The 24,073-nt window shown below is 62.1% G+C and carries 22 protein-coding genes; 7 read left to right on the top strand and 15 right to left on the bottom strand.

Annotation, left to right across the window (positions count from 1 at the left end; translation table 11 throughout):
* Window position 1: 1 nt before the first annotated feature.
* The 15 genes from ACIOUG_RS07565 to ACIOUG_RS07495 form a co-directional block, all read right to left on the bottom strand.
* Window positions 2-691: a GNAT family N-acetyltransferase gene (locus tag ACIOUG_RS07565; protein WP_401063965.1), complete on the bottom strand. Its 690-nt coding sequence runs from the start codon at window positions 689-691 to the stop codon at window positions 2-4.
* A gap of 176 nt (window positions 692-867) precedes the next feature.
* Window positions 868-2,787 carry a hypothetical protein gene (locus ACIOUG_RS07560; protein WP_401063962.1) on the bottom strand — a complete coding sequence of 640 codons (1,920 nt, stop codon included), beginning with the start codon at window positions 2,785-2,787 and terminating at the stop codon, window positions 868-870.
* Window positions 2,784-4,088 carry a lipopolysaccharide biosynthesis protein gene (locus tag ACIOUG_RS07555; RefSeq protein ID WP_401063960.1) on the bottom strand — a complete coding sequence of 435 codons (1,305 nt, stop codon included), beginning with the start codon at window positions 4,086-4,088 and terminating at the stop codon, window positions 2,784-2,786. Before ACIOUG_RS07555 ends, ACIOUG_RS07560 begins: the two co-directional genes overlap by 4 nt.
* Window positions 4,085-5,086, bottom strand: coding sequence for a polysaccharide deacetylase family protein (locus ACIOUG_RS07550; protein WP_401063957.1), 1,002 nt, complete (start codon window positions 5,084-5,086; stop codon window positions 4,085-4,087). The genes ACIOUG_RS07555 and ACIOUG_RS07550 overlap by 4 nt, the downstream gene beginning before the upstream one ends.
* A 13-nt stretch (window positions 5,087-5,099) precedes the next feature.
* Entirely contained in the window at window positions 5,100-6,236 is a 1,137-nt protein-coding gene (locus ACIOUG_RS07545; RefSeq protein ID WP_401063955.1) for a glycosyltransferase family 2 protein, read from the bottom strand.
* Window positions 6,229-7,197 (bottom strand): glycosyltransferase family 2 protein, encoded by a 969-nt coding sequence (locus tag ACIOUG_RS07540; RefSeq protein WP_401063952.1) that lies wholly within the window; start codon window positions 7,195-7,197, stop codon window positions 6,229-6,231. Before ACIOUG_RS07540 ends, ACIOUG_RS07545 begins: the two co-directional genes overlap by 8 nt.
* Window positions 7,194-8,564, bottom strand: coding sequence for an O-antigen ligase family protein (locus tag ACIOUG_RS07535; RefSeq protein WP_401063949.1), 1,371 nt, complete (start codon window positions 8,562-8,564; stop codon window positions 7,194-7,196). The genes ACIOUG_RS07540 and ACIOUG_RS07535 overlap by 4 nt, the downstream gene beginning before the upstream one ends.
* Window positions 8,561-9,652: a glycosyltransferase family 4 protein gene (locus ACIOUG_RS07530; RefSeq protein ID WP_401063948.1), complete on the bottom strand. Its 1,092-nt coding sequence runs from the start codon at window positions 9,650-9,652 to the stop codon at window positions 8,561-8,563. The genes ACIOUG_RS07535 and ACIOUG_RS07530 overlap by 4 nt, the downstream gene beginning before the upstream one ends.
* A complete protein-coding gene (locus ACIOUG_RS07525) occupies window positions 9,649-11,241 on the bottom strand; it encodes a GumC family protein (RefSeq protein ID WP_401063946.1) in 1,593 nt (530 codons plus the stop codon). Before ACIOUG_RS07525 ends, ACIOUG_RS07530 begins: the two co-directional genes overlap by 4 nt.
* A 17-nt stretch (window positions 11,242-11,258) precedes the next feature.
* Window positions 11,259-12,284, bottom strand: coding sequence for a polysaccharide biosynthesis/export family protein (locus ACIOUG_RS07520; protein WP_401063944.1), 1,026 nt, complete (start codon window positions 12,282-12,284; stop codon window positions 11,259-11,261).
* Window positions 12,285-12,305: 21 nt separating this feature from the next.
* Window positions 12,306-12,953, bottom strand: a complete 648-nt coding sequence (locus tag ACIOUG_RS07515; RefSeq protein WP_401063942.1) for a CpsD/CapB family tyrosine-protein kinase — start codon at window positions 12,951-12,953, stop codon at window positions 12,306-12,308.
* Window positions 12,953-13,627 (bottom strand): sugar transferase, encoded by a 675-nt coding sequence (locus ACIOUG_RS07510; protein WP_401063940.1) that lies wholly within the window; start codon window positions 13,625-13,627, stop codon window positions 12,953-12,955. Before ACIOUG_RS07510 ends, ACIOUG_RS07515 begins: the two co-directional genes overlap by 1 nt.
* Window positions 13,582-13,689: an ESPR-type extended signal peptide-containing protein gene (locus ACIOUG_RS07505; protein ID WP_227698836.1), complete on the bottom strand. Its 108-nt coding sequence runs from the start codon at window positions 13,687-13,689 to the stop codon at window positions 13,582-13,584. The genes ACIOUG_RS07510 and ACIOUG_RS07505 overlap by 46 nt, the downstream gene beginning before the upstream one ends.
* 28 nt (window positions 13,690-13,717) lie before the next feature.
* Complete coding sequence (locus ACIOUG_RS07500; RefSeq protein WP_401063937.1) at window positions 13,718-14,755, bottom strand: NAD-dependent epimerase; 1,038 nt, start codon at window positions 14,753-14,755, stop codon at window positions 13,718-13,720.
* Window positions 14,752-16,104, bottom strand: a complete 1,353-nt coding sequence (locus ACIOUG_RS07495) for a UDP-glucose dehydrogenase family protein (RefSeq protein ID WP_401063935.1) — start codon at window positions 16,102-16,104, stop codon at window positions 14,752-14,754. The genes ACIOUG_RS07500 and ACIOUG_RS07495 overlap by 4 nt, the downstream gene beginning before the upstream one ends.
* A 389-nt stretch (window positions 16,105-16,493) precedes the next feature.
* On the opposite strand from ACIOUG_RS07495, the gene ACIOUG_RS07490 reads away from it, so the two are divergent.
* The 7 genes from ACIOUG_RS07490 (at window position 16,494) to ACIOUG_RS07460 (ending at window position 23,950) form a co-directional block, all read left to right on the top strand.
* Window positions 16,494-18,191, top strand: a complete 1,698-nt coding sequence (locus tag ACIOUG_RS07490) for a sulfatase-like hydrolase/transferase (RefSeq protein WP_401063932.1) — start codon at window positions 16,494-16,496, stop codon at window positions 18,189-18,191.
* A gap of 304 nt (window positions 18,192-18,495) precedes the next feature.
* Window positions 18,496-19,149 (top strand): ABC transporter ATP-binding protein, encoded by a 654-nt coding sequence (locus tag ACIOUG_RS07485; RefSeq protein WP_401063929.1) that lies wholly within the window; start codon window positions 18,496-18,498, stop codon window positions 19,147-19,149.
* Entirely contained in the window at window positions 19,146-21,617 is a 2,472-nt protein-coding gene (locus ACIOUG_RS07480) for an ABC transporter permease (RefSeq protein WP_401063928.1), read from the top strand. Before ACIOUG_RS07485 ends, ACIOUG_RS07480 begins: the two co-directional genes overlap by 4 nt.
* Entirely contained in the window at window positions 21,607-22,674 is a 1,068-nt protein-coding gene (locus ACIOUG_RS07475) for a lipocalin-like domain-containing protein (protein WP_401063926.1), read from the top strand. Before ACIOUG_RS07480 ends, ACIOUG_RS07475 begins: the two co-directional genes overlap by 11 nt.
* 169 nt (window positions 22,675-22,843) lie before the next feature.
* Entirely contained in the window at window positions 22,844-23,086 is a 243-nt protein-coding gene (locus tag ACIOUG_RS07470; RefSeq protein ID WP_007961359.1) for a hypothetical protein, read from the top strand.
* A gap of 11 nt (window positions 23,087-23,097) precedes the next feature.
* A complete protein-coding gene (locus tag ACIOUG_RS07465) occupies window positions 23,098-23,280 on the top strand; it encodes a hypothetical protein (RefSeq protein WP_401063923.1) in 183 nt (60 codons plus the stop codon).
* Between the two features lie 85 nt (window positions 23,281-23,365).
* Window positions 23,366-23,950: a hypothetical protein gene (locus ACIOUG_RS07460; RefSeq protein ID WP_401063920.1), complete on the top strand. Its 585-nt coding sequence runs from the start codon at window positions 23,366-23,368 to the stop codon at window positions 23,948-23,950.
* Window positions 23,951-24,073 lie beyond the last annotated feature (123 nt).

Here is a 24,073-nt window from a genome sequence, read left to right as displayed (position 1 = left end):
CTCAGACCGCCGTGGCTGTGACAGGTGGACGGGATGGTTTGCGCAGCGCATCCAGTCGCGAACCGCTGTAGCGGGTTTCGCGGTAGAAGCGCCAGCGACCGAACAGGGTGTAGACGTTCATGATCCGGCCTTGTTCGGTGTAACCCATGCGCAGGTGCAGTTTCAGCGCCGGGATGTTGTGGAACTCGCAGACGTCCACCACCTTGTCGCAGCCCTGCGCAGCCATGGCTTTCCACAGTTCCAGTTGCAGGTCGACCGAGAGTTCGGTGCCCCAGTAGGAACGGGTCAGCTCGCCGCCGAATTCGAAGAATTCGCCGGGTTTCACCGGGAACATGCAGCCGTAGTAATGCCGGTCGAAATAGTCCCGCGCGCTGCCCCAGATGAAGGCCACGGCATCGCCCTGATCGTCCAGGTGCATGTGCCCGGTGTGCCCTTCGTTGGCCAACTCGGCCATGGTCCCGACACGGTCGCCGAAGTAGCGGGCGAAGGCGCTGGCGTTGTCGGCGGTGATTTTTACCACTCGCAGTGGCGGATACGGTTTGAGGCTGTGCGGTGGCACCGGACTGACCAGATCGCGCTCCATCCACAGCAGTTCCTGATGGAAAAACACGTAGTGCTTCCACGCCTTGCCGAGGGTGGCGCGCAGGCCTTTTTGTTTGATGTGTTCGCTGAGTTTGCTGACGGTACCCATGTTCTGTACTCCGGCGATATCGCAGGGCGAACGACTGTGGCGAGGGAGCTTGCTCCCGCTCGGCTGCGCAGCAGTCGCCAATGGGGTCGCAAGTATTGGGGCCGCTTCGCAGCCCAGCGGGAGCAAGCTCCCTCGCCACAATTTTGTTTTCGCCATGCATTGTCTGAAATTGGGGTTCATGACGCGCTCCAGCTCAGGGCGAACAGGGTTTCCCCTGGCAACTCGAAGCTGACGCGTCCGGCGCGACAGGCAAACGGCGCGTCGCGGCTGCGGTTGTCCGCGCCGAAGTAACGCAACGCACCGTTGTTCAGCGGGCACCTGGCGCCACTCAGGTCGACACGCTGCAAACGCGTGCCTTTATTCACACCGAGCAGGCCCCGCTGCTCGTCGCCGGCCATCGCCAGCACATCGACTTCAAAGCCATCGTTCTCCAGCCACAGCACCTGGTGCAGCCAGTGTTGCGCGATGAACTGCTGGGCCAGACCCACCGGTTTCAGCTCGAATCGCTCGGCGCCCAAAACCCGGATCATGCCCTTGGGGTACTGCGGTTCATCGGCGGCCTGAAACCAGTTGAGCATCGTCAGCAAACCGTCCTGCGAGGCATTGATCACCACCGAGGCCCACCACAGCGAGGCGTAATGGGTCTCCTGATCGTAAGGACTGAGGCTGGAGCCACTGGACAGGTTGGTCTGATCCAGCAGCAAGGCTTTGCGCGGCTGGCCGTGGGCGTCGAGGCCGACCAGTTCGGCGGCGCGGCGCACGCTGTCGCGGTAGACGCGGGTGGCGAGCAGGTCGCGGATCATCCATTCGTGCCACGCCAGCGCGTCGATCTGCTCGGCGGACTCGCCGAGCAAGCGCCGCGCCCAGTCGATGCCGCGCTTGTCTGCCGCGTTGTCGGCGAACGGCCCATTGACCAGCCGTGAACTGGCCGGCATGGCGATGCGCACGCCGGCCTTGGCATTCGCCGGATCGCTGCGCACCTGTCTGGCCATGCTGGTGAAAATCGCCCGGTATTGCTCGAAGCTCGAATAGTTGAGGTTCGGCTCGTCGGCGAATCCGATGTAGTGCGTGCCTTTGCCGCCCAAGGCGCGGGTGCTGGCCAGCCACGCGTCGAGCCCGCCATTGCTTTGCACATCGGCGCGCAAGTCAGCCTGACGCTGGCTGCCGGCGAGCAGGGTGATGTCCTGACGGATGCCGAAGCGCTCCTGATAAACCTCGCGGAACGCATCCTCGAAGTGCGGATTCTTCGCCGTGACATCGACAAAACTGTAGTAGCTGGCGGCGGTCGGTTTCAGCGCGTCCAGCACGGCATGGCTGGCGGCGGGCGGCATCACGTAGGGCAGGGCGATGCCCAGGTCCGGCGTGCGCCCGAGGATTTTGTCGTGCAGAGTCAGGTGGATCTGGCCGGTTTCTTCGCGCACGGGTTTGAGTTGCTGCGGATTCTGCGCAAACCGATTGGCCGTGCCGTCGAGCCAGAACGCCGCTTTGCCGCTGCCTTGCAAGCGCAGGCGCCAGACCTGCTCGCGCTCGCTGACCGGCAACGCCAGTTGATCGAACTGCCAATAGGCGCGATAGGGTTTGAGCGCCAGTGTCAGCGCCCGGTCATCGCCCACCCGTTGTGCCTGCAGCGCGTTGACCCCGCCGTGAAACTTGCCGGCGAGCACCGCGTGTTCCCCCGGCGCGACCTTGAAATACAACTCGTCGCCATTCTGCGTCTGCGCGCTGAAATGCACTTTGGCCGGCTCGAACAGCGCCACGGTACGGTCGTCGTGTTCGACCCGATAATTGCGAAAGCTGTAGCCGGGAATTTCCAAACGATAACTGGCCGCGCCGGGCAGTAACGGCCAGCTCTGAGTGCCACGGGTTTCGCTGGCCCTGATCAAGCGCTCGCCCTGCAATTTGCCCTGGCCGTCGAGCAGGTACAGATGCTCTTCGTTGGCATCGGCCTGCCACGCCGGGGTCCAGCGCACGGTCACGGTGTCCGGGCGATCGGTTTGCAGGTACAGGCTGCCGTCGCGGATCTCGCCCCAGCGCATCGACGCGGCAAAGGCGTCCAGCGACAGGCCGAGACCGAGCAGCAGGACCAGGCCTTTCATGCGGCCTTCCGTTGCAGCATTTGCCACATCGGCGTGATGTCGCTGGGCAGGATGATCAGGGTTTGCCAGAACGCCACGCCGCTCAAACGGCAGTACAACACCAGCATCGCCACGGTGACGGCCAGATAGGCAATCGACGACGCCGCCGCCGCGCCGACGATGCCGTAGGCCGGAATCAACACCAGGTTCAGCGCCAGGTTGAGCAGGGCGCCGAGCCCCATCAGCAGCGACACCGTGCCGGGGCGGTTTTTCCCCAGCAGGTCCAGACGCAGGATGCTTGCGTAGCACAGGCCGAGCAGCCCCGGCAGCAAGGCGAGCAGCGCGGGATACGCCGGTTGGTAGGCGATGCCGAACAGGGTGACGATCAACCAGTTGCCGATCAGCGCCATCGTCAGGCACGCGCCGAGCATCACCGTGGCGGTCAGACGCAGGGCCAGCGGGGTGACCTTGTCCATGCCTTCGTCCTGTTGCAGCAGGCGTTTCATCAGCGGCGTGGTCACCGCTTCCGGAACGATCAGCAGCAGTTCGGCGGCGGCGCTGGCCATGGCGTAATGACCCAGCGCGGTGCTGCCGAGCAGGGCGCCGATGAACAGGTAATCCGAGCGCAGAATCACTTGCTGGAACAGCAGGTCCGGATGGCTGCGTGCACTGTAGCGCAGCAGTTCGTTCTGGCTGGCGCGATCCCATTGCAGTTGCAGCGGTTGCGCCCGTTTGAGCCAGACCCAACCGGCCAGCACCACCAGGCTGATCCCGGCCAGCCAGCTGATCAGCGCCGCTTCCAGCGCCGCGCTTTTCCACATCCAGAACAGCGCGAGAAACAGCAGCAGCGGCGCCAGTGATTCGGTCAGGCGCAAGGCATTGAACGCGACCACGCCGCCGGAGGCGTTGTGCAGGGTCAGCAGGCCGCTTTTCAGCACCGTCAGCGGCACCGCCAGCAGCAACAGCCAGGCCAACAGACCGAGCTGCACCGTGACATCCAGGTCACTGCCGAATTCACGCACCAGCGCCACCACCAGCAAGGTCAGCAGACCGGCGAGCATGCAACCGAACACCAGCACCTGACTCAGCAGCAGGCCCATCGGCCGTTGCTTGGCAGCCTGATAACCCACGGCCGAGTTCAACCCGCCACTGGTGGCGGCGCTGATCAGGTCGGGCAAGGTGCTGAGCAGCGCAAACAACCCGCGTTCACTCGGCCCGAGGATCCGCGCCAGCAACACGTTGCGCAGCAGGCGCAGGGCGATCATCGCGAGCTTGGTGCCCATGCTCAGCGCCAGGTGCCTGAGGTAGTGGCTGCGGCTCATGGGCGGTTGCCACGGAAGATGCGCCACGACAGCAGCTCCGGATTACGTGCGGTACGCTGGCTGACGCCGAAACGCGGCAGGTTCAGCGGGTCGCCTGCGCCGCGATAGATGCCGGTGCCGGTTCCGAGGGCGAACGGATAATCGTGCGCGGCAATCTGCTTGCGCACCCGCTCGTCGTTGTTGCCGTTGGGGTAGCAATACACCGGCAACGGCCGGTTGCAGCCGTTGTGCAAGGCATCACGGCTGCGACTGATTTCTTCGCTCAGGCGCACATCGTCCAGTTCGGTGAGGATCGCGTGGCTGGCGCCGTGCGGGCCGAAGCGCACCAGCCCCGAGGCTTCCAGCGCGCGCACCTGATGCCAGTCCAGCGCTTGCGGCTGCGCTTCGGGCGGGCATTCGTCGGTGAGGCGTTCGAGCATCGCCGGCTCAAGGTTTTTCAGGCTTTGCAGGTAATGCAGCAGCGACAGGCTGCGCCGATCGACGTCGATGTCATCGACCAGCACCGGCACCGGGTGGTGGATCACGTGCAGGCATTCGATCAAGTGCATGCGGGCCTTTTCGCCGTGGCTGCCCCACAGGGTTTCGCCGAGGCTTTCCCACCAGAAGCGCTGGCGGCTGCCGATGAAATCGGTGGAGAGGAAAATGCTCGCCGGCACCTGGTGTTTTTGCAGCAGCGGGAAGGCGTTGACCGCGTTGTCGCGCCAGCCGTCGTCGAAGGTCAGCGCCACTTGCGGGCGCTCGCTGCGCAGTGCGGTGGGCGTCAGGATGTCCATCAGCGACACGCAATCGAAATGCCGGCGCAGCCACACCAGCAGGTGTTCGAACGCTTTGGGGCCGACGCACAGTTCATTGCGGTGCGGCAGGTCGGCGGCGCGGTCGTTGGCCAGCACCCGGTGCAGCATCAGGATCACCCCGGCCCCGTGCAACTGGTTTCGTCCCACGGGCGAATTGAGGTAAAGCCAGCCACTGGTGCGTTTTATTAATTGTTTGATCGCCATGGCTTCGGTCCTCTCAACGGTTTTGTTCAGGGTTCCACTGGGCGTAACGGTGGCCGCGCAGGAATTGCCACAGGCCGATGCTCATGCCTGCCAGTGTCACCAGCAGGAAAGCCGCCAGGCGGAACGGTTTGGGTAACCGGTGTTGTGAATCCAGCAGTCCGGCAATCGCCACGGCGTAGCCGAACAGTTGGGCGATCAGGGCCAGTCGATAGAAACCGTGGTCGTCCCACAGCCAGAAATTGCTCAGCAGCAACGGCAGCAGGAGGATCGGTGCCAGGCGCCGGATCAGCTTGTGGCTGATCAGCGCAATCGAATACAGGCCATGTTTGAGTGGGTTGAGCAGCTCACTGCGCTGGGCGAGGCTTTGCAGGCCACCGACGGTGACGCGTTGACGGCGGCGGAATTGTTTGTCCGCTTCGTCCACGCCGTGGTCGATCACTTGCGCCTCGGGCACGTACACAATGCGCTTGAATGCCACCGGTGCACAGGTGCTGAGAAAGAAGTCATCGTTGACCTCCGCCGGCACGCTCTGGAACAGCTCGCGGCGCAGGGCGAGCAGGGCGCCGTCGGCCGAGACCATGCAGCCGGTGCGGTTCTCGACCCGGCGCAGCCAGCCTTCGTAATGCCGGTACAGACTGTCGCCGACGCTCAGGCCACCGCCGGTCACCGGAATCACCATGTGCCCGGCGCAGGCGCCGACATTCGGGTCACTGAGGGGCGCGAGCAGGTAGCCGAGGGTTTCCCGCGACCACTGATTGTCGGCATCGGTGAACACCAGAATCTCGCCGGTCGCCAGCGCCACGCCGGCGTTCAGCGTTGCCGCTTTGCCCTGGCGCGGCAGATCGAGCACGGTGATGCGCGAATCGATCACCTTGTGCGCACAGGCCACGGTGTCGTCGGTCGAGCCATCGCTGGCGAGAATGATCTGCAGCGTGGCCGGCTGATAGTCCTGCGCCAGCAGTGTGCGCAACTTGTGCTCGATGTGCCGCGCCTCATTGTGCGCGGCGATCACGATGCTGATGTTCAGCGGCGGCGCCGGGCTGTGGCGCCAGGCCGGAAACAGCGGCGCCAGCACGGTCAATAGCAGCGGGTAGCCGAGGTAGGCGTACACCGGCAGCAGCAGGCACAGCCAGAAAATGAATTCAGCCACGGGCAGGCCTCCTGGCGTTCCAATGACACAGACTGAGAATGAACGCCGCCCCGGCCAGGTGCAGACGCACCCAGTGCAGGCTCCACAGTTGCAGGGTCAGGCCCAGGTCGTGATGGCGTGAACTCTGGCGAATGCTCAGCACCAGCGCTGGTATCGTGGTCAGCATCACCATGACGGCCGCGTGGTGCGGGAAACCGTTGAGCAGTGCGGAAATCGCCAGCAAGTCGAGCAGCCACGCGCCGAGCGAGAGCAGCGGAAAACGCAGCAGGCGCAGGCTGAAACCGTGGGTGCGCAGCAGTTGCAGATGGCTGCCCTGACGCCACATTTCCTTGCCCATCCACTCGCGCCAGTTCATCTCGTAGCCCCAGTGCAGGGCCACGCTGCTGTTCACCGAGAGCAGCCGCGCACCTTGTTCGTTCAGACGCAGGGTGAACTCTTTATCTTCACCAGTGCGCAGGTGTTCGTTGAAACCGCCGACCTTGTCGAACCAGCGCCGGCGCATCAGCAGGTTGGCGCTGGGCAGCCAGTCCACGCTGTGCGAGGGCTGACTCGATGGCCGCAGCGTGCGTCGTTGCCAGGCGGCGGCGTACCACGGCGCGGCGGCGGGGGTGTGCAGATCCAGACCAAATACGTCGGACTGACCACTGGCTTCCATTTCGAACAGAGACTTGAGCCAGTCTTCGGGCATTTCGACGTCAGCGTCGATGAACGCAATCCAGTCACCACCCCCCAGCAGTGCACCGCGATTGCGCAGCGCACCGATCAACAGGCCCGGCAGCACCAGCACCTGCGCGCCGAACTGGCGGGCGATGTGCGGGCCGTCATCGTTCGAGCCGTTATCGACCACGATCAACTCGCAGTCGACATTGGCCGCATGTGCGGCTTTTTGCGCGGCCAGCAGCGTGCGGCCAATGTGCCGGGCCTCGTTGTACATCGGGATGATGATGCTGATCCGGCTCATGTTCTGGCCTCGGTCAGTGGCGCTTGCTCGGCCTTGAGGCGCAGCACGCTGGTCAGCGCAAGCATGATCCACAGGTATTTCTGGTTCGGCGCGCTGAGGAACATCAGGAACAGGGTCAGCGACAGGAAGCTCACGCCGAGGTGCGTCATCAGGTCTGCCTGATGCCAGTCGCGCCGCAGCATCCACGCAGCGCGGGCGCGGATCAGGTTGTACAGGCCGAGGCCAAGCATGCCGACGAACAGCAGGCCGGCGGGAATCCCCAGTTCACTGAAGATTTCCAGGTAGGTGTTGTGCGCACGGCGGTACAGGTCACCGATCTTGCGGTTGGCGGAAAACGCCTTGGCGTAACCGGTGGTGGCATAGTGCAGCGGGAAGGTGCCGGGGCCGGAACCGAGCAATGGGTTCTCGCGGATCATCTGCCCGCCGACCACGATGTACGAGGCGCGCCGGCCGAGGGATTCGTCGTCGTGACCCTTGGCCCCGGCGGTCAATACGCTCAGGGACTGAATGCGTGCGAGGTAACCGGCGGGCATCGCGTAGATCGCCAGCGGAATCACGATGGCTGCGCCGAGCATGGCGAACCCCAGGTGCCGTGGGCGAATCCGGGTCAGTTGCGCGCGGTAGTGCCAGCAGCCGATCAACAGACTCAAGGCCACCACCACCAGCCCGGAGCGCGATTCGGTCTTGGTCATGCCGCCGAGCAACAGCAGGCAGCAAGCGCCCCAGAACAACCGATGCAGCAGGTTCGGCCCACGAATCACCAGCAGCAGGCCCAGCGGAATGGCGAAGGCGATCAGCAGGGCGAAGGCGTTGGGGTCTTCGAGCAGCCCGGCGGCGCGGCCCTGATCCTGGAACTTGGTCGAGAACATCGCCATCGCGCAGGTGGCACTGACGCTCAGGGTCACCAGACGGGCGAACAGGTCGAGGTTCAGTTCGCGGCCGATCAACAGGGTGATGACAAACAGGATCAGGCCGACGCTCAGCTCACGCAGATGCCCCAGCGACATGCCCAGGTCATCGGTGTTGAGCAGGCTGAGGAAATACACAACCAGGAACCACAGGAGAAACCGCCAGATATTGCTGCGCAAACGGTCGGAGGGAATCTGATGCATCGCCAGTTGCAGCATCAGGATCACCGCCAGCGAAGCACCGATCAGTTTGCTCCCGGACAGCGAACTGTCCTTGAAGAAGCCTTCGAACGGCACCAGCGCAGCGATGCCCAACAGGCCCCAGGTCGGCTTGCGGTACAGCACCGAAAAACCCACCAAGGCAATGACCGCACCGGGTGCCAGAAACGGATAAGGACTGGCGAGCAAAGCGATGCACACCAGACCGAGCAGAGTGACGATCGAGAGCGGGAAAATCATGTGCGTGCCTCCCGTGCCGTGCGGATGTACAGCTGCGACCAGCGTTCGGCCAGGGCCTTGAGGTCGTAGCGATCCTGTTGCGTACGCTTTGCGTTGTCGCACAAGTGCCGGGCCAGGTTGCGCTCGCTCAGCAGGTTGTCCAGTTGACGGGCAAGGTCGGCGCTGTCGGCGGGTGTCACCAGCAGGCCGTTATGCCGGTGTTCGAGCACATCGGGTATACCGCCGACGGCGAACGCCACCACCGGCACGCCGGCCTGCATCGCTTCCAGCAGAATCATCGGCGTGCCTTCAGTGCGCGAGCTGATGACCAGCGCATCCAGTTGTTGCCACCACGGCTGCATGGCGGTCTGGTAACCGGGCAGGCGAATCCGTTGGGTCAATCCGGCGGCGTCGATGCGTGTTTGCAGCGCTTCACGTTCCGGGCCGTCACCGAGCATCACCGCGTCCAGTTGCGGATGCTGGTGACACAGCGGAATCAGCGCATCGAGAAACAGATCCGGGCCTTTCTCGCTGCTCAGGCGTCCGACGTAACCGGCGAGCCAGCGCTGGCGGTCTACGTTGCTGACCAGTGCCACAGCGGCCGGTAAACCGTTGGGAATCACCTGCAGTTTTTCCGCCCGCACGCTGGCCTGACGATGCAGCACGGCGATGCTTTCGGCCACGCACACCACCCGATCCACCGACGCGGTGCGGCACAACTGCAGACTCAGCCAGGTGTAGAACTTCTGCTTGCGGCTGCGCGGGGTGAAGCCGTGTTGGGTGATGACCAGCGGCAAGCGCAACAGCGTCGCCGCGACCCAACCGAACAACAGCCCTTTGAAGTTGTGGGTGTTGATCAGCGGCTGCTCACTGCGCCGGGCACGCAGGTGACGTAACAACTCCCCCGGTCCGGCGCAGCCACGACAGTCCACCCCGGCCTCTCGAAAGCGCGCGATCAATGCTGGCGGCGCATCGAGAAACAGCACCTGGTGCTGCCCCGGTGTCGCCAGGCAGTGATCGAGCAACATGCGCTCGGCCCCATAGAAGCCGCCGCTGCTGAGCAAATGAATGATCGGCAGCGCGGCATGCGGGGTGGACAGCGTGTTCAATTGCGCACCCAGTGCACGAAACTTGGCACGGTCCAGTTCTTGTGCGGATTGCGTGGCAGCACGTTTTCGTCGTTGATCACCAGCAATACCGGCAGACCCAGTTCGTGGGTGATTTGCGCCGGATGTTTGAAGCGGTGATCGAAGAACTCCCGCACATACACCAGAGCAATCGCCAGTAGCAGACCGGTGAACAGCCCGAACGGAATGATCAGCAGCGGTTTGGGAAACGCCGGCTCGGTGGGTTCAAATGGCGGGCTGAGGACTTTGGCGTTCGACAGATCATCGTTGAGCGAACCGGCAGTGCTGCTTTCGGCGAAGCGTTGCGCGTAGGTCGAGAACGCCGTGTGCAGTGCGTCGATTTCGGTGTCCATCTGCCGCAGCTTGCTCTGGGTCTGCTGCAAAGTGTGGATGCGGTTCTTGAAGTCGGCGATGCGCGCGGTTTTCTGATCGATCACCTGTTGCACCACGGCCAGGTCGTTGGTGCGCTCCTGAATGCGGTTGCTCACCACTTTGAGGAATTGCTGACGGGTGCGGGCGATCTGTTCGCGGGTGAGCAGCATCGGCTCGCTGCCGGGCTGGAATACCGCGAGGTCATTCATGTAGCGGCTGACCTGGGTGGTAAGTTGCTCGCCCAACTGTTTGACTTCCCGATCCTCGAACGCCACGTTGTCGACGGTGGTGGTGAAGGTGTAGGGGAAGGTGTAGTCGTTGAGCTTGTTGGTGCTGGCGGCGGCCAGCGCGGTTTTCAGGTATTCGAGCCAGCGCTGGCTCTGCAGCAGGCGATCCTGGTACAGGTTCAGGGCTTGCTCTTCGGTGTTGATCGCGTTCAGGCGGAAGGTGATCTCTTCCTTCGGATCGGACGAACCGACACTTTCCAGCAGCGCCTGGCGATTGCCTTCCAGCCCATCGAGACGCACCTGATACAGGTGCTTTTTGGTTTCGTAGAAGGATTGCGGCAGGTCGATTGATTGCAGCGCCTGACGGCTGCCCAGATAGTTTTGCAGCAGGGTGGCGACAAAGGTCGTGCCCTGATGCGGATCGGGGAAGCTGTAGACGATCGAGATCACGTTGGAGCCGGGCAGGGTCTCGATCTTCAGGCTGTCGAGGGCCTGTTGAGTGAGGCCGTCGAGCACGGTGTCACGCACCGGATCGGTTTGCAGCCCGAGCATGTTGCGCAAAGGATTGATCAGGTACTCACGCAGCGGCGAGGAAACGTAGCGCCGGAACGGGTCGCTCACCAGTTTGGCGAAGATGCCCACCGGTGGGTTGTACTCGCCCTTGTCGCGCAGCTCGCTGATGGTCTGGCGGATCAGCGCCGGCGAGCGGAGGATGTTGCTTTCTGTTTCCATGTCCGCCAGCGACGGCGGAATGAAGGTGGCGTTATCGACGGTCAGTGACGTGGTGGCGTCACCCTGGGAGAGTTTTTTCGACTGCACGATCACCTGGGCGGTGATATCGAAGCTCTGTTTGAGCACCAGCGGCAGCAGCAACGCGATGACTGCAAAGATCAGGAAGACCCGTTTCACCAATTGCTTGTTGGCGAAGAAGATCCTGAAGAACTCATGCAGGTAGTTTTCCTTTGGATTCATGATCGGTCACCTGAGAGTCAGTTGTTGTTACTGTCTTTGTTGTCGACGCGGTAGCCGAAGCTGAAGCCCACGCCCTGGAACAGCACCACGTCTGCCAGTTGCCGGGCCAGTTCACCGGCACTCGCCAGTTTGGTTTTCGGCACAAACAGCATGTCGTCCGGTTGCAGGTAGGCGATCTGCGACGCGTCGCCCGACAAGGCTTTTTCCACGTCGTAGTGCACGGCCTGCACCTGGTTGCCGTTGCGGCGCATGATCACCACCGAATCCAGGCGCGCCTTGACGTTGGTGCCGCGCGCCAGGGTCAGCGCTTCAAGCACCGAGACCGGCCGGCGAATCGGGTAGGAACCCGGTTGGCCGACTTCGCCGAGCACGTAGATCTCGTTGCCGGCGGTGGATTTGAGCAGCACATCGACGCTCATCCGTCCCGGCAGTTGCGCGTACTTCTGGTTGAGGAAGGTTTCCAGTTGATTGACGGTCATGCCTTGCAGCGGCACGGCGCCGATTTCCGGGAAACTCGCATAGCCATCGGTGCCCACGGTGATCTCGCGGCTCATGCCGGTGGCCGGGTGGTTGAGCGCGCTTTTGAGGTTCTGCTCGTTGGTCAGCGGGCTGATGATCTGCACCGTCAGCTGATTGCGGTTGGGCTGGAACAGCTGTTTGCGCTGGTAGGCACGCTGGATTTCTTCGCGCGCCTCGTCACTGGTCAGCCCGGCGATTTTCACCGAGGTGTTGGCGCCCGGCAGGTTGATGGTGCCGTCAGGCAGCACCAGCTGGTTGCCGTTGAGCTGGCTGGCCGCCGTGAAGTTGAGGCCGATCTGGTCACCCGATTGCACGCGGTAGGCGTCCGAACCACTGGTGCTGATGTGGAAGATCACATCCAGCACGTCTTGCGGACGCAGGGTCTGTTCGACCTTCGGCATGTCGGTGGCCTGGGCGTTGGCCGGGGTGGCGGTGAGAATGTTCACCGGCATGTTCTGGGTTTCGGAAGTGCTGGAGCAGCCTGCAAGCGGCAGCATCAGCAGAACAAGTATCTTGGCGTTCATGGCGTCATCCTTCGCGTTTGCTTACAGGTTTTTGTAGAGCCACTTGGGCATGTAGTACTTGCGCCGGTTGAACACGCTGCCGACCACTTTCGCCCCGGCCTGGGTCAGGCGTTGCACGGCGGCCTGGGCGACTTCCCAGCGCGTGTCCTCGGCGCGGACCACGAACACCACGCCATCGACCTGAGTGGCGAGCACCAGCGTGTCGGCGGCGGAATACACCGCGTCGCCGTCGATCACCACGAAGCGGTACTGGCTGCCCAGTTGATCGAGCAACGGCCCCAGACGCTCGGCGGTCAAGTGCTCCAGCGTGCGGATCGGCCGGCCATTGGGCAGGACATGGAACGGCAGGCTCGACACCTGCACCACGCAGTCCTGCAACAGCGGCGGGTTGTCCGGGTTGAACAGCAGGTCGCGCAAGCCGCGCTCCTTGCCCAGGTTCAATTGCTGGGTGAGGTTGCTCGCCGACTGGCTGGCGTCGACCAGCAGCACCTGGCCGCTGCTCATCTGCGCCAGTTGGCTGGCCAGTGCCAACGCGCTGGTGGTGGTGCCGGCGCCGGGGTTGGCGGCGGTCAGGAACAGGATCCGCAGATCCAGATCCAGCACGGTCGAAATCAGGTTCGATTCGCTGGGGTTGGCAATGCTCAGGCTTTTGTTGGTTGAACCGTCCATTAGCTTGCTCCGTGGCCGCTGAATACTTTGAAGGGGGTTTTCAACAGGATCTTCAGATCAAGCAAAAGGCTTTGCTCGGCGATATAGCTGAGGTCCAACTCAACGCGCTGGTCGAAGTCGATGTTGCTGCGCCCGGAGATCTGCCAGAGGCCGGTCATGCCGGGGTAGATGCTCAGGCGCGCGAGGTGGCTGTCCTTGTAGCGGTAGGCGTTGAACGAGGTCGGACGCGGGCCGACCAGGCGCATGTCACCGCTCACCACATTGAACAGGTTGGGCAGTTCGTCGAGGCTGGTACGCCGCAGAAAACCGCCGATGCCGGTGATGCGTGGATCCTTGTCGATCTTGAAGTCGATGGCGTCGACCCCGTGCTTGTTGAGGTGGCGCAGCGATTCCTTCAGTTCTTCGGCGTTGCAGACCATGGTGCGGAACTTGAACATGCCGAAGGTGCGGCCGCGATAACCGGTGCGTTTCTGCACGAACATCACCGGCCCCGGGCTGGTGAACTTGATCGCCAGTGCCAGGCCCAGCAGCAGCGGCGAAAACACCACCAGAATCAGCAGCGCACCGAAGCAGGCCAGCACCCGGTTGGTGCGTGACAGCGTCCACGGCCGGCCACCGTCACGGCCGGTCAACCAGCCACGGCCCTGCCTGTGGATGGCGCTATCGAGGCGCATTCGGTGCTCGGGATCCATGCGCTTGTCGCGGCGCATCTGATTGATCGGTACACCTTGTTCATGTCCAGTCATGGGGTCCTCCGCTGATGTTCAGCCGCGAGCGGCGCGTGGGTGACAGGCTGTGGGGTAGTAGTCGCGAAACCAGGCGATGAAACGCCCCAGTCCTTCATCCAGCTCGATCCGGGGCTGGAACCCGGTGGCCTGGGCCAGATCATCGGTCTCGGCACAGGTGTTGAGCACATCGCCCGGTTGCAGGGGCAAGAGCTCGACAATGGCTTTCTGGCCGAGGTGTTTTTCCATCAGCGCCAGGTAGGTTTTCAGCTCCACCGGGTGGTGGCCGCCGATGTTGAACAGGCACCACGGCGCCATGCTGCTGCCGGCGTCGGGGTGTTCGCGGTCCCATTCCGGATGGTTGTGCGGCGGATGGCCGGTGAGGCGCGCGATGCTTTCGACGATGTCGTCGATGTAGGTGAAATCGCGCTGGTGCTCGCCGTAGTTGAACAGTTTCAGCGGCGTGCCTTCGGTGATCGCGCGGGCGAACTGGATCGGCGACATGTCGGGCCGACCCCATGGCCCGTACACGGTGAAAAAGCGCAGGCCGGTGCTGGGAATGCCGAACAGGTGGCTGTAACTGTGGGCCATCAGCTCGTTGGCTTTTTTGGTTGCGGCATACAGCGACAGCGGGTGATTGACCCCGTCATGCACCGAGTAAGGCGTGTGCTGGTTGGCACCGTAGACCGAGCTCGACGAGGCGTAGATCAGGTGCTCCACCGGATGGTGCCGGCAGCCTTCGAGAATATTCAGGAAGCCGCAGAGGTTGCTGTCGAGGTAGGCCTTCGGGTTTTCCAGCGAGTAGCGCACCCCGGCCTGCGCCGCGAGGTGGATCACCACTTGCGGTTGCTCGCGGACAAACAGTGCTTCAATCGCGGCGGCATCGGCCAGATCAATCCGCGCCAGCGGAAAATGCCCGACCTGATCACGCACCCATTGCACCCGATCGTGTTTCAGCTGCGGGTCGTAGTAGCCGTTGAAATTGTCCAGGCCGACCACCGCATGTCCGTCGCGCATCAGTCGCAACACGCAATGAGCGCCAATGAAGCCGGCTGCGCCGGTGACCAGGATTTTCATGGGCGCAGTCCTTCCGGAGCGATGTGGCGCAAGCCGATGCCGCTGTAGTGCAGGCCGGCGGCGGCCACGTGTTCCGGGTTGTAAAGGTTGCGCCCGTCGACAATCACCTTCGAGCGCAGCTTGCTCGCCAGCAGCTCGAAATCCACTACGCGAAAATTTTTCCACTCGGTGCAGATCACCAGCGCATCGGCGTCTTCCAGGGTGTCGTCGCGGGTGGCGCACAGGTGCAGGTCGTTGCGATAGCCGTACAGGCGCCGGCATTCGGACATGGCTTCCGGATCGTAGGCTTGCACGCTGGCGCCTTCGGCCCACAGCGCGTCCATCAGGTAGCGGCTGGGGGCTTCGCGCATGTCATCGGTATTGGGTTTGAACGCCAGGCCCCAGATCGCAATCGACTTGCCGGCCAGACCCTGCGGAAACTGCGCCTTGAGTTTGCTGAAGAGGATGTGCCGCTGGCTGTCGTTGACGTCGGTGACGCTACGCAGCAGTTTCAGCGGCATGCCGTTGTGTTCGGCGGTGTGCAGCAGGGCGCGCAGATCCTTGGGAAAGCACGAGCCACCAAAGCCGCAGCCGGGGTAGATGAAGTGGTAGCCGATGCGTGGGTCGGAGCCGATGCCTTTGCGCACCGCTTCGATGTCGGCGCCGAGCAGTTCGGTGAGGTTGGCCAGTTCGTTCATGAAACTGATGCGCGTGGCGAGCATCGCGTTGGCCGCGTATTTGGTCAGCTCGGCGCTGCGATTGTCCATGAACATCAGTTTTTCGTGGTTGCGGCAGAACGGCGCGTACAACTCGCTCATCTGCTCGCGAGCGGTGTCATCGCGGGTGCCGACGATGATCCGGTCCGGCCGCATGCAATCGGCGAGCGCGCTGCCTTCCTTGAGAAATTCGGGGTTGGACACCACGCGCACCTTGAGGCTGCTGCGGCCACGGCGCTGCAACTCTTCGTTGGCCTTGGCGGCGACCTGGTCCGCCGTGCCGACCGGCACCGTGGACTTGATGATCAGGGTGCGATCGGCCTCCATGTGCGAGGCGATCTGCCGGGCGACGTTGAGCACATGGGTCAGGTCGGCGGAGCCATCCTCATCGGCCGGGGTGCCCACGGCGATGAAAATCAGCTCGGCATGCTCCACCGCGTCGCTGGCCTGGGTGCTAAAGAGCAAGCGCCCGGCCTTGATGTTTTCTTCAAGGGTGCTGGAAAGACCTGGCTCACTAATAGGTGGCACAGCTTGTTGCAGTTGCTTGATCTTGTTGGGGTCAATATCGACACATAAAACCCGATGCCCTACATCTGCAAGTGCGGCGGCTTGAATTAATCCGACATAGCCGGTGCCAAATACGCTCACGTCCATCTGCGCACCCTCGATAGAGCGAAAAGAAGAAGTTCGGAAGAAGACTGTAAAAGGGGTATAGCGCAGGGTTTGGAAAGCGTGTCAGCAAAATGACATGTTGCACCTGTATAACACTTGAGCGCTTTTTGGCGATTGGCCATCAAGTCATTGCTGCGATTGGATTTGTTGTTTTTTTACAGATTTGTTCAGATTCCAAATAAGCGATAAACGGTTGTAAGTCTTTAATTTAAAGGCTTCTAGCGTTGGGTGTGTGTCAGATTTGAGTCACCGGTTTTTTGACGCTTTCTAAAGAAAACAGTCAATTCTTGCGCTTTGATGGCTGGGTGCTAGTGTCAGGTTCTGACCGACAAACCTTTGACTCCCTGTCGTTTTGCGCGAGCGGTATCGCCATGTTCAGATATGCCAAAGAATTACTTTTAATTGTTTATTTGCTGCTTTATTCCGAATATTACATTGATCGGTTAAATGCTATCGGTGGCGGTTTTGCTGTACTTCTTTTTGGCGCGATGTTTTTGGCGCTAACTTTAGCGTTATATCTAACGGCTTATATTCGTCAGACTCTCATTCGCCACTTATTCGCAATAACACTGTTTGTCTCGGCGGTATTTTTCGATGTCTATACCCGCGTCACCGCGGATTACCTGAGCTATAGCAGCTTTGTCTCGCTGATGTACTCCGGCGGCTTCATCCAGGAGGCCGCCTATCAGTATCGCGACGCGATCGTTCATGGCGCCCTCAGCGGGCTGCTGTTGCTGTTCGGCATCGGTCTCAAGCCGCGTCATGCACTGGTGGTGCCCAATGCGTTGCGCGTGGCGGCGCCGGTGTGTGGCGTGCTGCTGTTGAGTGCGGTGTTGTTCCTGCGGGCGGGCGAGGGCGCGCGCGGTTTGCCGATCATGTACACGCCGCTGGCTTATCTGAACCTGTTCGCCTATGAAGCGCTGCACAACACCGTCGGCCCGCGTGAGCCGGTGACCCTGGCGCGCAGCACAGCCGCGGTCAATCACGACATCGTGCTGATCATCGACGAAAGCATCTCCGGCAATTACCTGGACATCAACGCGCCGTTCGGTGTGCCCAGCAACCTCAAGCAGGCGCAAACCGGCGTCGACATCTTCAACTACGGCTACGCCGCGTCGATTGCCAATTGCAGCGCCGACACCAACGTCACCCTGCGCTACGGCGGGACCCGCGCCGATTACATGCGGATCAACAGCACGCTGCCGTCGATCTGGCAGTACGCGAAAAAGGCCGGGTTGCGCACGGTGTACATCGACGCCCAGCGCACCGCGGGCAATTTGCAGAACCTGATGACCGATACCGAGAAAAAGGACATCGACGAATTCGTCCAGTTTGACCAGACCAGTGTGCGTGACCGCGACATGGCTGCCGCCGCGAAGCTGATCGAACTGCTCAACGATGATCAACCGGAGCTGGTGGTGATCAACAAGGTCGGCGCGCATTTCCCGGTGCACGACAAATACCCCGACGCCTTTATGGCGTATCGCCCGACGCTGCCGCGCGGGCAGTTCACCGAAGTGGCCGACACCGGCAAGCGTGACGGTTTCAACGGTCAGCCGGATGACTGGGTGCTGTACCGCAACGCCTACAAAAACACCGTGCTGTGGAATGTCGGCGAGTTCTTCGCCCGGGTGTTTGCCCAGGCCAATTTGCACAATGCGCTGCTGATCTACACCTCCGATCACGGTCAGGATCTGCATGAGCGCGGCAACCCCGGGCTCAATACCCACTGCGGCGGCGATCCGGTGGAGGAAGAAGGGTTGGTGCCGCTGGTGGTGATTCAGGGCGATCAGGTGCACGGCCCGGATTGGGCGCAGGCATTACCGCAGAACAAGGATCGCTCCAGCCACTACAACATCTTCCCGACGCTGTTGCAGTTGATGGGTTACGACCTGGCGGGAATAGAAGCGGTGTATGGCAAACCGCTGACGCTGCCGACCGCGGACGACTTCACCTTCAACTACCGCTTCAATGCGCGGTTGGGGGCCAAACCTGAGTGGAAGCACATTGATCTGAACACGATTGTTACGCCGGGGCAGGCGGCGACCAGTGTGGCGGCGGGGGAGTGAGATTTGTGCCGGATTCACTGGCCTCATCGCTGGCAAGCCAGCTCCCACAATGTTTCAGGGTGAACCCGGTATTTGTAGACAACCTCAACCCCTGTAGGAGCTTTCCTGCAAGCGATGAGGCCAGTTCAAACACCAATGATCTGAAGAGGCCTCCCACAGTGTTTGATGGTGAGTCCAGTATTCGTGAGCAACCTCAATCCCTGTGGGAGCTGGCTTGCCAGCGATGAGACCAGTGCAAACACCACTGATCTGCTGAGGCCGCTATCCGCTATCCTTGCCCCACACTGACCCAACGGATGGCGGCATGCTTCAGGTTCAAGGCGTCTTCAAAAGTTACCTCACCCCGCAAGGCCCGCTCCCGGTGCTGCAAGGCGTCGACCTGACGCTCGAAGCCGGCAGCAGTCTGGCGCTGATGGGCGAATCCGGCAGTGGCAAGAGCACCCTGCTGCACCTGATCGCCGGCCTCGACAAGGTGGATCGCGGCAGTATCCACAGTGGCGAGCATCGGCTGGAACAGATGAACGAAGCGCAACTGGCCGACTGGCGGCGCACTGAAATCGGTCTGGTGTTCCAGCAGTTCAACCTGATCGGCAGCCTGCGGGTCGAGGACAATCTGGCGTTTCAGGCGCGTCTGGCCGGCCGGCATGAACCGCACTGGCAGGCGCATCTGGTGCTGCGTCTGGGTCTGGGCGATTTGCTCAAGCGTTATCCCGAACAACTGTCGGGCGGCCAACAGCAACGGGTTGCGCTGGCCCGAGCACTGGCGTCACGACCGAAATTGCTGCTGGCCGACGAACCCACCGGCAGCCTTGACGAAGCCACCAGTGATGAAGTGCTGCGCCTGTTGCTGGAGCTGCTCGACGACACACCGACCACACTGCTGATGGTCACCCACAGCCCACGCGTGGCGGCGCGTCTGGCGCAACGGGTGGTGTTGTCCAGTGGCCGCCTGACGTGAACGTATTCTGGCAAACCCTGCGTGCGCTGCTCAGCCACTGGCGGCGGCATCCGGTGCAGTTTTTCAGTGTGCTGACCGGGTTGTGGCTGGCAACCAGCCTGCTGACCGGGGTCGAGGCGCTGAACAGTCAGGCCCGCGACAGTTACGCTCGCGCCAGTCAGATGATCGGCGGCGAACCGCAGGCCAGCCTCGGCGCGCCGAGCGGTGCGACATTCAGCCAACAGTGGTTTGTCGATCTGCGCCGCGCAGGCTGGCCAGTCTCGCCGCTGCTGCAAGGCCGGCTGATGCTCAAGGATCATCAGGACCAGCGTCTGCAACTGATGGGCATCGAACCGGTGTCGCTGCCGACGGACTCTGCGGTGGCCGGGCAGGCGATGCCGATCGAGCGCATCATCGAGTTCTTCTCGCCGCCGGGCATTACGTGGATTGCGCCTGAGACATTGCAGGCCTTGAACCTCAGCGAAGGCGCCACGCCACAGACCGCTAACGGCCAGACCCTGCCGCCGCTGCACGCGCAAAAGGACATGGCACCGGGCATGCTGCTGGTGGACATCGGTGTCGCACAAACCCTGCTTGAACAGCCCGGGCAACTGTCGCGGCTGTTACTGCCGAAGGACTTTCATGCCGAGCTACCGCCCGCGTTCAATGGTCGGTTGCAGCTTAAAAGCAGCGCCGAGGAAAACAATCTTTCGCGCCTGACCGAGAGCTTTCACCTCAACCTCGATGCCTTGGGCTTTCTCTCGTTTCTGGTCGGGCTGTTCATCGTGCACGCGGCCATCGGTCTGGCGCTGGAACAGCGTCGTGGCCTGCTGCGCACGTTGCGTGCCTGCGGGGTCAGTGCGCGGATGTTGATCGGCTGTCTGATCGTCGAACTCGGTGTGCTGGCGTTGGTTGGCGGGGTGTTCGGGGTCATCAGCGGTTACTGGCTGGCGAGCGTGCTGCTGCCGGATGTCGCCGCCAGCCTGCGTGGTCTGTACGGCGCGGAAGTGGCGGGGCAGTTGCGCCTGAGCCCGTGGTGGTGGTTCAGCGGAATCGGTTTGAGCCTGTTCGGCGCGTTGCTCGCCGGTGCCAACAGTCTGCTGCGTGCGGCACGTTTGCCGCTGTTGGCGGTGGCGGATCCGCAGGCCTGGCATCAGCAACATGCGCGCTGGTTGCGACGTCAGGGTTGGCTGGCGGCGGTGCTGGGCCTGATCGCACTGTTGGCGCTGCTGTTCGGTGATAGCCTCGGTAGCGGATTCGTGTTGATGGCCGGGTTGTTGCTCGGTGCCGCGCTGGCGTTGCCGGTGGTGCTCAGCGCGGTGCTCAAGCCCTTGCTCGGGCGCAGTCGCTCGGTGCTCGGTCAATGGTTTCTCGCCGACTGCCGCCAGCAACTGCCGGCACTCAGTCTGGCGCTGATGGCGTTGCTGCTGGCGCTGTCGGCGAACATCGGCGCGGGCAGCATGACCGCCGGTTTTCGCCAGACCTTCGACGACTGGCTGGAACAACGCCTCAGTGCCGAGCTGTACCTCAACCCGGTCAATCCGGCGCAGTCGCGCGAGATGTACGTCTGGCTGAAACAACAGCCGAACGTCAGTGCGGTGCTGCCCAACTGGCAAGTGACAGTCACCCTGCAAGGCTGGCCGGCGGATGTGTTCGGCGTGATCGATCATCCTTATTACCGCCAACACTGGCCGTTGCTCGAGGCGATTGCCGGCGATCCGTGGGCGCACCTGGCGACGGACGATGCGGTGATGCTCAGCGAACAATTGGCACGACGCCTGAAGGTGCGCGCGGGTGATCACCTGAGCCTGCCGACGCCGGGCGGGGCGTGGTCCCCGCGGATCGTCGGGATCTACGCCGACTACGGCAATCCCAAGGGCCACGTGCTGGTCAACAGCAATCATCTGCTGCGGCTGTGGCCGTCACTGACACCGAACCGTTTCAACCTGCGCATCGCACCGCCCGACATCCCGCCGTTTTTGACCACGCTGCAAACGCGCTTTCAGCTCGATGACAGCCGCATCGTCGATCAGGCGCGGCTCAAGGGTTGGTCGGTGCAAGTGTTCGAGCGTACCTTCGCCGCCACCGCCGCGCTGAACAGCCTGACGTTGGCGGTGGCCGGTGTGGCGCTGTTCATCAGCCTGCTGACCCAGAGCCAGAGCCGCCTCGGACAGCTGGCGCCGCTGTGGGCATTGGGCGTGACGCGCCGCCAGTTGATGCTGCTCAACCTCGGGCAGACCTGGCTGTTGGCGCTGCTGACGCTGGTGCTGGCGTTGCCGTTGGGGATCGCGTTGGCCTGGTGTCTGGATGCGGTGATCAACGTGCAGGCGTTTGGTTGGCGTCTGCCGCTGCGGGTATTTCCGCTGCAACTTTTGCAGTTGCTCGGGCTGGCGTTGCTGGCGACGCTGTTGGCCTCGGCGTGGCCGCTGTATTCGTTGTACCGCACACAGCCGGCGGATTTGCTGAGGACGTTTGCCCATGAGGATTAACCTCGCTGCGCTGTGTCTGGCGCTGCTGCTGGTTGGCTGTGATCAACCGCAGCCCGAGCAAAAGGGTTTTGCCGGGCTGGGGGATCAAGCCGCGCAGTTCACACCGGTGGCTCCGGGGCGGGTATTCAGCTTCCCGGCGGATCACGGCGCGCATGATGGTTTTCGTATCGAATGGTGGTACGTCACCGCCAACCTCAAGGATCAACAGGGCAATGATTTCGGCGTGCAATGGACGCTGTTTCGCAGCGCCTTGAAACCGCTGGCGCAACAGGCGGGCTGGGCCAACCAGACGATCTGGCTCGGGCATGCCGCCGTGACTTCAGCCACCGCGCATCACGCCGCCGAGCGCTATGCCCGGGGCGGAGTGGGGCAGGCCGGGGTGAACGTGGCGCCGTTCGAAGCGTGGATCGATGATTGGCGCTTGGCCAGTCAGGCGCAGGATCCGCTGACCGATCTGCAACTCAGTGCTCGAGACAAAGCCTTCAGCTATCAATTGCACCTCACCTCCAGTCGGCCGCTGGTGTTGCAGGGTGACAACGGTTTCAGCCGCAAATCCGAACAGGGCCAGGCCTCGTATTACTACAGTCAGCCGTTTTTTCAGGCCAGCGGTACCCTGCAAATCGATGGCCAGGCCTACACCGTCAGCGGCCCGGCGTGGCTGGACCGTGAGTGGAGCAGCCAGCCGCTGGCGGCCAATCAGACCGGGTGGGACTGGTTTTCCCTGCACCTGGACAGCGGTGAATCGCTGATGCTGTTTCGCACCCGGCAAACTGAGGGTGCGCCGTACCTGACCGGTACCTGGATCCGCGCCGACGGCCGGACCGAAACCCTGCACGGCGAGCAGATCAGACTCACACCCAAGGACACCGCAAAAGTTGCCGGACACACGATGCCGATACGCTGGTCGATCAGCATTCCCGACAAACACCTCGACATCAGCCTCGACGCGCTCAACCCCAAGGCGTGGATGAACCTGCGCATCCCTTACTGGGAAGGGCCGGTGCGGATCAGTGGCAGCCATGGCGGGCGCGGCTATCTGGAAATGACCGGGTACTGACTGCTTGATTGCAATCCCTGTAGGAGCTGCCGAAGGCTGCGATCTTTTGATCCTGTTTTAAAAAAATCAAAGTCAAAAGATCGCAGCCTTCGGCAGCTCCTACAGGGATTGGGTTGAACTCCGTTTCATTGCGCAGCCTCTACAAAGTTATACCCGTGGAGGATTGAGCATGAGCGACGACCTGCAACCCCCAGACCTCACCACCTGGCAGCGCCTGTTTGACGATCAGACCTACTGGCAGCAATCCCCCGACGCTCACTACTTCGACCTGCAACGCATCGCCGACGACCTGCTCGGCCAGGGCGCGATCGATCTGGAGCAGTGGCAGATCCTGCGTGCCAAGGCCGATGACCTGCACAAGGATTCGCCCGCGGTGAACGTCGCCAATGAACTGGATGACCCTGAAGCCTGAGGAGAACCACCATGAACCCCGTATCCCCCAGCGAACATCCCGACGAACCCCGGCCACCGGGAGAAACCGAGCGTGACAACGACGCCTTGCGCCCAACCGACCCTAAACAGCGCGAGGACAGCGGCAAGGGCACCGCCAGCGGCGAATCCACCGCGCAGGAGACTGCCGCATCAGAAACGAAAGCCAAGCCCTGAACAGCGTCTATGCTCAATGGCACATCCGCCGCCGACCCTGAGTTGGCGCCGGGTGCTGCCATTCATTACAGGGAAAGTACCGCTTATGAAGCTTCACGCTCTGGCCAAGGCCATCACCCTCGCAACCGTTCTGTCCGCCACCAGCTTCGGCGCCATGGCGGCCGATATTCCGCTGTCTGCCACCGTCGAGGCCGATCAGGTCACCACCAAAGTGCTGGCCGTCGATGCCGCCAACCATCAGGTCGTGCTGGAAGGCGCCGAAGGTCGTCAGGTTCACGTTCAGCTCAGCGACAAGGCGAAAAACCTCGCCAACCTCAAGGTCGGTGACCTGGTCAAAGTCGAAGTGCAGCGTTCCGTGGCGGCTTACCTCGATACCGACGTGGATAAAGGTCTGCCTGGCACTGTCGAGCGTAGCGGCGAGTTGCGCAACGCTCCCGGCACTGAAAACCCGGGCGGCGAGGCCTACCGGCAGATTCAGGTGCAACTGAAAATCACCAAAATTGATTTGAAGACAAATCAGGTCACCCTGGAAAACCCGGCGGGCCAGTCGAAAGTCCTCGACGTAAAAAAGCCTGAAATCCAAGCCAAGCTGAAAGATCTGAAAGTCGGGCAAAGCGTAGTTGTCACTTATACCGATGTATTAAAAGTGACCAGTCAGCATGAAAGCTGAGTATTAACTCTACAGAATGATTGTTCTTGTACAGATTATTGTATGAGAACAATCATCTGAATGAAGTCAAACCGTGCTCTGAAAGTTTCGCGAAAGGATTTCGTCGATAAATATCTATTAACT

Source organism: Pseudomonas sp. NPDC087803 (assembly GCF_044742995.1).
Classification (GTDB): Bacteria; Pseudomonadota; Gammaproteobacteria; order Pseudomonadales; family Pseudomonadaceae; genus Aquipseudomonas.
Note: the sequence above shows the minus strand (reverse complement) of the source record. Positions and strands in the feature narration are given on the sequence as shown.